The sequence below is a fragment of the Streptomyces sp. NPDC060209 genome, from assembly GCF_042728155.1.
GTDB lineage: Bacteria > Actinomycetota > Actinomycetes > Streptomycetales > Streptomycetaceae > Streptomyces.
Window position 1 is genome coordinate 1 of the sequence record NZ_JBHWZS010000296.1, and the last position, 10,776, is coordinate 10,776.

Annotated in this window: 9 protein-coding genes; 2 read left to right on the forward strand and 7 right to left on the reverse strand. The window is 68.8% G+C overall.

What is annotated here, in order from left to right:
- Positions 1–93: 93 nt before the first annotated feature.
- A complete protein-coding gene (locus ACFWFI_RS35350) occupies positions 94–2,136 on the reverse strand; it encodes a GxGYxYP domain-containing protein (protein WP_387398479.1) in 2,043 nt (680 codons plus the stop codon).
- A gap of 220 nt (positions 2,137–2,356) precedes the next feature.
- On the opposite strand from ACFWFI_RS35350, the gene ACFWFI_RS35355 reads away from it, so the two are divergent.
- Positions 2,357–2,860 carry a metallophosphoesterase family protein gene (locus ACFWFI_RS35355; RefSeq protein ID WP_387398482.1) on the forward strand — a complete coding sequence of 168 codons (504 nt, stop codon included), beginning with the start codon at positions 2,357–2,359 and terminating at the stop codon, positions 2,858–2,860.
- A 130-nt stretch (positions 2,861–2,990) separates the two neighbouring features.
- On the opposite strand, the gene manD is transcribed toward ACFWFI_RS35355, so the two are convergent.
- The 6 genes from manD to ACFWFI_RS35385 form a co-directional block, all read right to left on the reverse strand.
- Positions 2,991–4,205, reverse strand: coding sequence for a D-mannonate dehydratase ManD (gene manD / locus ACFWFI_RS35360; protein WP_387398484.1), 1,215 nt, complete (start codon positions 4,203–4,205; stop codon positions 2,991–2,993).
- Between the two features lie 37 nt (positions 4,206–4,242).
- Positions 4,243–5,097, reverse strand: a complete 855-nt coding sequence (locus ACFWFI_RS35365) for a carbohydrate ABC transporter permease (RefSeq protein ID WP_387398486.1) — start codon at positions 5,095–5,097, stop codon at positions 4,243–4,245.
- On the reverse strand, positions 5,094–6,053 hold the full coding sequence (locus ACFWFI_RS35370) for a carbohydrate ABC transporter permease (protein WP_387398488.1): 960 nt from the start codon (positions 6,051–6,053) through the stop codon (positions 5,094–5,096). The genes ACFWFI_RS35365 and ACFWFI_RS35370 overlap by 4 nt, the downstream gene beginning before the upstream one ends.
- Positions 6,053–7,372 carry an ABC transporter substrate-binding protein gene (locus ACFWFI_RS35375; RefSeq protein ID WP_387398490.1) on the reverse strand — a complete coding sequence of 440 codons (1,320 nt, stop codon included), beginning with the start codon at positions 7,370–7,372 and terminating at the stop codon, positions 6,053–6,055. The genes ACFWFI_RS35370 and ACFWFI_RS35375 overlap by 1 nt, the downstream gene beginning before the upstream one ends.
- A gap of 236 nt (positions 7,373–7,608) precedes the next feature.
- Positions 7,609–8,424: a FadR/GntR family transcriptional regulator gene (locus ACFWFI_RS35380; RefSeq protein WP_387398492.1), complete on the reverse strand. Its 816-nt coding sequence runs from the start codon at positions 8,422–8,424 to the stop codon at positions 7,609–7,611.
- Positions 8,425–8,522: 98 nt separating this feature from the next.
- Entirely contained in the window at positions 8,523–9,467 is a 945-nt protein-coding gene (locus ACFWFI_RS35385) for a helix-turn-helix transcriptional regulator (protein WP_387398494.1), read from the reverse strand.
- A gap of 173 nt (positions 9,468–9,640) precedes the next feature.
- Here ACFWFI_RS35385 and ACFWFI_RS35390 point away from each other — a divergent pair, with 173 nt between their 5' ends.
- On the forward strand, positions 9,641–10,681 hold the full coding sequence (locus tag ACFWFI_RS35390; protein ID WP_387398496.1) for an NAD(P)-dependent alcohol dehydrogenase: 1,041 nt from the start codon (positions 9,641–9,643) through the stop codon (positions 10,679–10,681).
- Positions 10,682–10,776: the final 95 nt, after the last annotated feature.

A 10,776-nucleotide genomic window follows, 5' to 3' on the forward strand; every position in this document is an offset into this window, starting at 1 on the left:
GCTTCCTCACAGTCGGCGACCGGAACGCCTGGTCGGAGTGCAGACTGCGACCACCTGCGTCAGCGAGGGCTCCTGCACCGGCCCGTCGGCAGCCTACGGCCGTGACGCCGCGGCACTACTTGGAGCGCTTCGACCCGCCTGGTTCACCAGGTCGAAGAAGGTGTCGCCGCGGACGACTTCGAACGGATCGCCCAGCAGGCCGCCGAGCTCGGCGATGTCGCTGGGGGTCCAGCTCCAGGCGTTGATCGCGCCGGCGATGAACAGCGGCGCGGTGCCGTCCCAGCCCTCGATGTGACGCACCAGCCCGTCCCGGTATTCGGCGGCCTTGCCCTGTGGAAAGAAGTTGCCGATCACAGGCATCCCGGCCGGACGTATCTGCAGGTCTCCTGTCTCCCAGGACTGGATGACGCCGCGCAGCGGGGTGTTCTCCCGGTACGAGCGGGCGACGCGCTCCTCGAACGGGATCCATCCGTCGCCCGCCGCGTTGCGGGGGTTGTACGCGTAGACCAGGTCCATGCCCGTTCGGCGCAGAAAGCGTCCGGTCAGCTCGGTGTACGCGTCCAAGGCGCTCTCGGGCCAGGAACCGGGGTAGGTGTAGCCGGCGCCGGAGGGGCCCGCGATCAGCAGATCGTTGTCGGTGGCGGTCTTCTGGTAGTACGCCAGCAGCGCGGGGCCGATGTCCGCGAGCAGCGGGCTGACGGTCCAGTTGACGGGCACCCGGCCCCTCTTCGGGTCGTCCCAGATGTTCCGCATGCGGCGCTGGCAGTACTGGATGTTGTCGCCCTCGCCGACGGTGAGGGTGAGGTAGACGCGGTTGCGGAGCGAGGCCTTCGGCCTCGGCGGGACCCTGTCCGAGATCTTCGCAGGCACACCGGCGTGCACGGTGCCGTTCATGTAGAAGTCGGCGGGCACCACTTCGATGCCGTGCTGGGAGGCCCGGTCGACGCCGCCCCACTCTCCTGCCACGTCGTTGGAGAACCAGCCGGCGTAGGGGGTGGTGGGCCGGACCCGGCTGAAGATCTCGTCGAGGAGCGTGCCCGTCTCCCCGGACGGGGGCAGCCAGACGACCATGGCCCGGCTCGCGACGGCGTAGTCCCGGAAGTACGGGAACGGCTCGACCCTGGTGGGCGCTGTGGTGGTGGCGGACACGAGGAACTGGTTCCACAGGTCGACCTCGACCGCGAGTTGCCGTGTGCCGGCCGGCGGGGTGAAGCGGTAGACGAAGGACCCGCCGCCGTCGCAGAACCGGTTGGCGTTCGCGCCGATGGATGAGTTGGAGCCGTCGAAGAGGTACGGCGCTTCGGCGGGAGTGCCGGGGGCGAAAGAGGCGAGCACCTGGTCGCCGTCAGCCGTCACCTTGACCGAACCGACCGAAGCTCCCCAGCCGTCGTCGCCGAGCGAGTCCTGGAAGCGCAGATAGACGCCGTCCCCGCCGGAGAGTTCCTCGCTCAGATCGAAGGTGCGGACCTCACGGTTCGACGCGTCGCGGACGCGCTCGGTCTCCCGCGCGATCTCGCGCCAGCGCACACCCTCCGTCCGTACGGTCCGAGTGGGCGGCAGCCCGGCCAGCAGGGTGTGTGCGCAGCGCGGGAACAGATGGTCCAGCTGCCAGCGGTACGTGGCGAGCACGTCGTCAGCGTCGAAGCGGCCCCGCAGGTCCACGACGGTCTTCAGGCGGTGCTCACGGGCCTGTTCGGCGGTGGCGGCGACCGCGTTCTCCAGACCGGCCAGCGTGGTCGCCACGTTCACCGAGTCCGGGACGTCGGGGTCGTGCAGGATCGCGCCGCGTGCTTCGCCTCGGTAGCGGGCGACGAGGTCCAGCGCGTTGTCGTGACGGGTGACGGAGGCGCCGGTGCCGGGCAGCCAGCGGAAGTCGACGTCGCCGGTGTCGAAGTTGAAGTAGAGGCGTGGGCGGCGGCGGTTGACGACACCCTGAAGGGTCGTCAGCAGCAGTTGATCGTCTCCGCCGAGGGAGCTGACGTCGGCGACGTCGAGCCGGGTGGGCCGGCCGAAGGACGGCAGCAGAGGCGCGGCGCCGGCCTCGGCCGCGCCGGCCCGTCCGGGCAGGGAGATCCCGAGCCCGCCGACCGCGAGAGCCGCTCCGCCTGCCTGCAAAAGAGTTCTCCGGGACACCATCGGCGATCACTGCTCCTTGGGAGAGGCGTCGTGACATCGTTGTCAAACAATCGGAGAACGTAGCGTCAGGGTGCGGAGTTGTCCATGGTGCGTACGGGAATCGCTCGGGGGAGCACCCCCCGTTTCGTGGTTCCTGTGTGGCGATCACCCAGCTCATGGCCGGAGAATCGTGAACCGGCCAACGGTGCCGGCCGCTGCATCGACTACCGGGAGTGTGCCTGTGCGACTGCTGCTGACATCGGACACGCACCTGCCCAAGCGGGCCAAGCAACTGCCCCCGTCGCTCCTCGCGGAGATGGACGCGGCCGATGCCGTCCTCCACGCCGGCGACTGGGTGGACGCGGCGACTCTGGACCTGTTCGAGGCTCGCGCACGGCGCCTCGTAGGCGTCTTCGGCAACAACGACGGGCCGGAGCTGCGAGCCAGGCTCACAGAGGTCGCACGCGTGGAGTTCGAAGGGCTCCGCTTCGGTGTGGTGCACGAGACGGGGGCCTCTCAGGGGCGTGAGAAGCGTTGTGCGGATCGCTTTCCCGATCTCGACGTCCTGGTGTTCGGCCACAGCCACATTCCGTGGGACACCACCGCTCCCGGCGGGCTGCGACTGCTCAATCCGGGCTCGCCGACCGACAGGCGCCGGCAGCCGTACTGCACGTACATGACCGCTGAGGTCTCCGGCGCCCGGCTCACCGGAGTCGAACTGCACCGTATTCCGCTTCCTGGCTGACGGAGTGCCCTGGGGGCGTCCTGCCGGTGCTCCCCGCCCGTCCGGCCCCGACTCCGCCGGTCGCGCGCAGAGCCGGGCCAGACCGCGCGACCGACGGCGGGGGAGTGCTACCCCGTAGTCGCAGGGCAGGTCACCAGTCGTGGACCGATCCGTCATGCAGCCGGTTGACCGGGAGGTACGCCGCTTCGTAGGGGTGTGCCGCTGCCAGGTCCTCGTCGAGATCCACCCCGATGCCCGGTGCCTCGCCCGGGTGCAGGTAGCCGTCCTCGAAGGTGTACGCGTGAGGGAACACCTCCTCGGTGAGCGGGGTGTGGCCCGAGTACTCCTGGATACCGAAGTTGTGTACGGCGAGGTCGAGGTGGACGGCGGCCGCCATGCCGACGGGGGAGATGTCCTCCGGCCCGTGTATCGCGCTCTTGATCTGGTACTGCGCGGCGAAGTCGAAGAGCTTGCGCAGGGGAGTCACCCCTCCGAAGTGGGTGACGGCGGAACGGACGTAGTCGATCAACTGCTCGGTGATCAGGGCCTGGTAGTCATGGACCGTGTTGAAGACCTCGCCGATGGCCAGCGGCGTGGTGGTGTGGCGGCGGACCGTGCGCAGAGCCTCCTGATTCTCCGCGGGCGTGCAGTCCTCGAGCCAGAAGAGGTGGTACGGCTCCAGGTCCTTGCCGAGGCGGGCGGCCTGGATGGGGGTGAGCCGGTGGTGCGCGTCGTGCAGGAGGGGCAGTTCGGGGCCGAACTCGGCGCGCACGGCCTCCAGTACGTTCGGCATGTGACGCAGATAGGCGTCGGTGTCCCAGTCCTCCACCAGAGGCCGGGCCTGCTGGTGCAGCACGGGTGAGCCGCTGTCGTCCGTGCTCGACACGCCGTAGACCGCCTTCAGTCCGGGAATGCCGGACTGTACGCGGACGGCTGGGTAACCCTCGGAGAGGCGGGCCCGGACCGAATCGAGGAGTTCGGGGATGTCACGGCCGTTGGCATGGCCGTAGGTTCCCACGCGGTCCCGGCTGGCGCCGCCGAGAAGCTGGTAGAGCGGGAGCCCGGCGGCCTTCGCCTTGATGTCCCACAGCGCGACGTCGACCGCGGCGATGGCAGCCATCGTCACCGGCCCGCGCCGCCAGTAGGCACCCCTGTACAGGGACTGCCAGGTGTCCTCGATGCGGTGCGGGTCGAGGCCCATGAGGAGGGGCACCACGTGGTCCTCGAGATAGCTGACCACGGCCAGTTCCCGCCCGTTGAGCGTGGCGTCGCCGAGGCCGGTGAGTCCCTCGTCGGTCGTCAGTTTGAGGGTGACGAAGTTACGGCCGGGGCTGGTGACGAGGACCTTCGCGTCGACAATTTTCATGGGGGTACTTTCTTCCGAATGCGGTGGTGAGGGTCGTTCAGCCCTTGGTGGCGCCGGAGGTCAAGCCGGCCACCAGGTATTTCTGTCCGAGGACGGCGGCCAGGACGACGGGGACGGTGATGAGCGTCGCGGCGGCCATCAGTCCGCCCCAGTCGGTGCTCGCGTACGAGATGAAGTTGAAGAGGGTCACCGGCACGGTCTGGGTGCGGTCGTCGGCGAAGATCAGCGCGAACATGAAGTTGTTCCAGCTGAAGACGAAGGCGAGCAGCGAGGCGGTCGCCGTGCCGGGGGCCGCGAGGGGCAGGGCGATGCGCCAGAAGGCTCCGAAGGCGCTCAGCCCGTCGGTGCGCGCGGCTTCCTCCAGTTCGACCGGCAGGCCGGCGAAGAAGCTGATCATGATCCACATGATGAGGGGAACGGAGACGAACATCTGGCTGAGGATCAGCACGGTGTAGGAGCCGACGAGGCCCATCTGCGCGAACAGGTAGTACCAGGGGACGAGCAGTGAGATCGCCGGCACGATGCGTGCGACCAGGATCAGCGATCCGGTGCGGTGCATGTCGAACCGTCCGACCGCCCAGGCGGCCGGCACCGCGATGACCGCGGAGAGCACGGTGGAGACCACGCCGACCAGCAGCGAGTTGCCCATGGACCGCAGGATCTGCCCGGCCTCCACGATGTTCCGGAAGTTCTCGAGGGTGGGGCTGAACCACAGGCCCACGGACGGATCGGTCACCTGGACGTTCGTCTTGAACGCGGCGGCGAACATCCACACCAGGGGGAGAGCGAAGACGAGCGTCACGACGGCGATGGCGATGCCGCGCAGCCATGACCGGACTGTGCGTCGGCGCAGGTGTGCCGGGACGGGGGCGGGGGTGACAGTGGCACTCATGCGGTCTTCCTTCCGCCCCGGCGGCGCAGCAGCACCACGACGCCGATGATGAAGAGCGTGAACAGGACCAGGACGGCGGCGGCCAGGCCGTACTCCTGGTAGTCGAAGGTGAGCCCGTAGGCGTAGACGTTCAGGGTCTCCACCTCGAAGTCCGAGCCGCCGCCCGCACCCTTGGTGGCGTAGAGGATGTCGAAGGTCTTGAGGGCGTCCACGGCGCGCAGCACCAGGGCGGTGGCGAGCGTCGGTCCGAGCATGGGCAGCACGACGTGCCGGAACCTCTGCCAGCCGTTCGCCCCGTCGACGCGGGCCGCCTCTTCCGGCTCCTCGGGCAGCGTGGTCAGCCCGGCGAGCAGCAGCAGGGTCATCATGGGCGTCCACTGCCAGACGTCGATGAGCATGAGAGTCGGCAGCGACTGGCTGACGGAGCCGAGGAACTCCTGCCGGGGCAGCCCCACTCCGGCGAGCAGGTGGTTGGCTATGCCGTTGGTGGGGTCGAGGATCAGCAGCCAGAGGATGCCGATGGCCACCGGTGTGGTGAGCAACGGGATGATCAGGACCGTACGCACCCACCGCATGCCCCGGAACGGCTTGCGCATGAGCATCGCCAGGGCGAGACCGAGGACCGTCTCCAGGACCACCGCTCCGACGGTGAAGACCAGTGTGCGCTGCGCGGCGGGCCAGAACCGGCGGGTGTCGCCGAGGGCGTCCGTGAAGTTCTGCAGGCCGACGTGCTCCTTGCCCGCATTCACCGCGCCGAAGGCGTCGGTCAGGCTGAGGTTGACGGTGTAGACCAGCGGGAAGACGATCATCAGGCCGACGAACAGCAGGGCCGGGGCGAGCATCGCCCACTTCAGCCGCCGGTTGGCCTGTTCGAAGGTGCGGGGACGGCGCGCGGGGGCCGGACCTGTGCCGGACGCGGCGGCGGGGCGGGCCGGGGAGACCTCTGTAGTGGCCATCAGGACTCCTTGTGGCGGTTGTCGCGGACGAGGAAACCGGCGAACTCCGCATCGGCGTCACGAGCCACAGGCCGTACGTCGTTGCCGAGGATGCCCGCGACCAGAGGCCGCCCGACGATGTCCCGGGCCCGGCCGACCTGCAGGACGCGGGGCCTGTCGTAGCCCAGACCGCGCTCCGCGTTGAGCCTCATGGCCTCGGCGAGATCCGGCGGGAAGGAGGCCAGGGATTCGGGGTCGGACCACACCGAGGTACGCGCGCCGGGGATGCCGTCCTTCTGGAGGTCGGCGGTCACCTCGGGACCCGCGGCCCACCTGATGAACTCCCAGGCATCGTCGCGCAGCAGACTGAACTTGCTGATGCCGAGGCTCCAGGACGGGATGTTGTGCGGCCGGGCGCCGGCCGGTCCGGCCGGGAAGGGAGCAAAGCCGACGGTCTCGCGCACGGTCGACATCTGCGGGTCGAGGAAGCTGCTGTAGATCGCGTCGGCGTCGATGTAGAAGGCGGCCTTGCCCTGCGCGAAGATCGGCATGGCTTGTTCGAGGCTCATGTTGGTGGCGCCGGGCGGCCCGGTCCTCGCCAGAAGCCTGCCGTAGTACTCGTACGCGGCGAGAGCCTCGGGTGTGCCGATGCCGGACTTGCCCCGCACGACGAAGTCCCCGCCGTGCGAGTACAGGAAGCTGGACCACTGGGATACGGCGCCGCTGCGCTGGCCTCTGCCGACGTAGCCGTAGAAGCCCTTCTTCTTGTCGGTGAGTTCCTGGGCGGCAGCCATCAGCTGCTCCAGGGTGGACGGCGGTCCGCCGAGGTCCTCCACGAGGTCCTTGCGGTAGTACAGCGCCGGGCGCTCGGTCACCACGGGGACGCTCAATACCTTGCCCCCCGACAAGGAGGCCTCGCGCGGAGCCTTCTGGAAGTCCGGCCAGGCGAACTCCTCGTCCTGTGCGACGCGGTCACTCAGGTCGGCCAGCCATCCGTTGTGCGCGAAGAGCAACTGCTCCTGGAGCGCGCGGACCATCATGACGTCCACGTCGGTGCCCGAGGCGTTGAGCTTCACGTTGTAGCTGCTCGCCAGCTGGTCCGCGGTGAGCAGGGTCATGGAGACCCGCCGCCCGATGCGCTCCTCGAACTCCTTCGTCCGGCGCCGGATCGCCTGGGACCACACGTGGTTGATCGCCATGATCCGCAAGGGGGTGTCGGCGGAGGGCCGTCCACCCCCGGTCGTACACGCGCCGAGCGCCCCCATCCCGGCAGCTCCCGCGACTCCCGCCGCCAGCCTGCCGAAGGAGCGCCGGCTGAGGAGCTGGCTGCTCGTGGACATCGTTGTCCTCGTCTCTCTGCGCTGTCGTGCGTCGTGCTCACCTGAGGGCGTATTGCCTCCCAGGGAGCTCCCATCCGTCTGGCCCAACTGGTAGGACCAGTTGAACCAGAGGGACGTTAGCAGGAGAGAGGCGCGCCGAACAGCCTTTTCGCGGGCCGGATTCGGCAAGGCGCCCGCGAAATCTGCCGGGACGCGGGGCGGGGGATACAGCCTGGTCAGGGCCGTGGTTCCGGGCGCTACTCGCCTGTCCTGCCGGCGCCGTACCGGTTCCCGGTCTCGTCCAGCAGCGCCTCGATGTGGTTGCGCGCCATGATGTCGACCTGGATGTCGAGATCCTTCCCGTAGGTGCGCAGACCGAGCATCAAGTGCTCCCGCATCCGTTCACAGGCCAGGTCCGCGTCACGCGCCTCGATCGCCTCGAAGATCTCAGGGTGGTGCGGAACACCGGGCTCGCCGATCGAGGGGTCGGAGTTGGAGCGCAGCATCATCTCGAACATCATCCCGCTGATCGACGAGAGCATGATCCGCAGAACCGGATTCCTGCTCGCCTCGGCGATGGCGTCGTGGAAAGCCATGTCGGCCCGGGCCTTGACGACGACATCGGTCGCCGACTCAAGGGTGTCCCGCGCGGACCTCAACGCCTCGATGTCCTCGTCCGTCGCGTGCTCGGTCGCCAGGCGCACCGTTTCGACCTCGAGCGGCAGCCGGGCTTCGATCAGCTGCCGAACGGTGGGCCGGCCGGCCCGGTACAGCGCGTCGTACCCCCTGGCCTGCCCCGAGGTCTGCTCGCGCACGAAGGAACCACGACCCGGTGCGACCTCGATCAGGTGCTGGGCCTCGAGTCGCCGCAGAACCTCGCGCACGACGTTCCTGCTGGCGCCGAACTGAGCCGCGAGCTCCCGCTCCGAGGGGAGCTTCGTCCCGACTGGAATCTCGCCGGACCGGATGTCGTGCTCGAGTTCCCGCGCGATCCGTTCCGTCAGGAGCCCACGCTGGGCGGGGGCCGCGCCATGGCCGGACCGAGCGGAGGAGGAAGAGGCGGACGACTGCATCCCCGCAGCGTACAGGCTGGTCCGGGGCGGTACACGGCCGATCGGACCGCCGCCGGATCACACCTGAAGAATGCCGGCGGCTGACGGAACGCTCCGGTCTACTTCCTCCCGGAAGCGGACGTGCCCGCCCGCGTGGCGTCCGTGCCCCAGCTCGCGAGCAGCCGGAGTGCCTCGGCGGACGCGGAGCCCGGCTCCGCGTGATAGGCGACCACCGACTGTTCCGCGTCGTCGGGCAGGGCGAACGTCTCGAAGGAGAGCGACAGCTCACCCACCAGCGGGTGATGCAGCCGCTTGACGCCGTGGCTCTTCTCCTTGACGTCGTGCCTGGCCCACAGCCGACGGAACTCCTCGCTCTTCACGGACAGCTCACCGATCAGCGCGGAAAGACGAGGGTCGTCGGGATGGCAGCCCGCGTCCATCCGCAGGTAGCTGACGATGTCCGACGCCTTCTGGTCCCATTCCAGGAACAGCTCCCGGTACTCCGGGTCCAGGAACACCAGCCGCGCCCAGTTCCGCTCCTGCGGCGGCAGCTGTGACCAGTCGCCGAAGACCGCCGCGGCCATCCGGTTCCAGGCCAGGATCTCGGAGCGCCGCCCGACGACGTACGCGGGAACGCCGTCCATGGTGTCGAGCAGATGGCAGAGGGTCCCACGCACCCGCTGCTGCCGCGCCGACGGCTTCTTCCTGTGCCGCTTGGGCTTCGCGAGGTGAGTGAGATGCGCCTGCTCGGCGTCCGTCAGCCTCAGCGCGGACGCGATCGCGCCCAGCACCTCCCCGGACACGTTCTGCCCGTTGCCCTGTTCCAGACGTGTGTAATACGCCACGGACACTCCGGCCAGCTGAGCCAGCTCCTCGCGGCGCAGCCCCGGGACGCGGCGGTGCCGCCCGAAATCGGGCAGACCCACATCCTCCGGCTTCAGCCGGGCACGCCGACTGCGCAGGAACTCGCTGAGCTCGGCCCGCCGGTCGAGGGCGGGCCCCGTGCCGCCACCGGGGCCGAGGTCACCGACGGGACGCCGCTCGGGTACAGGCTGCTGCTCCATAGGTCCAGTATCCACGGTCGTACGCACACCATCCTGACCCCGCCAGTAGTAGGACCACTGGACGTAGGTACAACTGTGGCCTGGGTGAATGCCATGAGGTGGGGCAGGCTGGAGGCCGTGCCCGGATGGAAAGCTGCCGGGCGCAGGACCACTCCTTAAGGAGCATTCCCCACATGACCACAGTCGCTGCGTACGCCGCTCCTTCCGCCAAGGCTCCGCTCGAGCGCACCACCATCGAGCGTCGCGCGGTCGGCGAGTTCGATGTCCTGATCGACGTCAAGTTCGCCGGAATCTGCCATTCCGACATCCACCAGGCCCGTGACGGCTGGGGCGAGGGCATCTTCCCGATGGTGCCCGGGCACGAGATCGCCGGCATCGTCACGGAAACCGGCTCCGGCGTGACCAAGTTCGCCGTGGGCGACCGTGTGGGCGTCGGCTGCATGGTCGACTCCTGCCGCGAGTGCGACAACTGCAAGGCCGGCCTCGAGCAGTACTGCGCCAAGGGCAACACCGGCACGTACAACGCTCTGGACAAGAACGGCGACCCCACCTACGGCGGCTACTCCACGCACATCGTCGTGGACGAGAACTACACCCTCCGCATCCCCGACGGCCTGTCGCTGGACGAGGCCGCGCCGCTGCTCTGCGCGGGTATCACCACGTACTCCCCGCTGAAGCACTGGAACGCCGGTCCCGGGAAGAAGGTCGCCGTCCTCGGCATGGGCGGCCTCGGACACATGGGCGTCAAGATCGCGCACGCGCTCGGTGCGGAGGTGACCGTTCTCTCGCAGTCCCTGCGCAAGCAGGACGACGGGCTGAAGCTCGGCGCCGACCACTACTACGCCACCAGCGACCCGAAGACCTTCGAGGAGCTGCGCGGCACGTTCGACATCATCCTGTCCACGGTGTCCGCGCCGCTCGACTTCGGTGCCTACCTCTCCCTCCTCAAGACGGACGGTGCGCTGGTGAACGTCGGCGCCCCGGAGGAGCCCATATCCGTCAACCTCTTCTCCCTGATCGGTGGCCGAAAGTCCCTCTCGGGCTCCGGTATCGGCGGCATCCAGGAGACCCAGGACATGCTGGACTTCTGCGCGGAGCACGGATTCGGCGCGGAGATCGAACTGATCGGCGCGTCCGAGATCAACGAGGCGTACGAGCGAGTGCTGAACAGTGATGTCCGGTACCGGTTCGTGATCGACGCCGCGACGATCTGAGGCTCTCCGCCCGCTCGGCCCTGCGACGCCGCTCGTCGCAGGGCCGAAACGATCCGGCGAGCAGAGCGCCGCGTCCGCGGCCGGCCGTCCCTGCA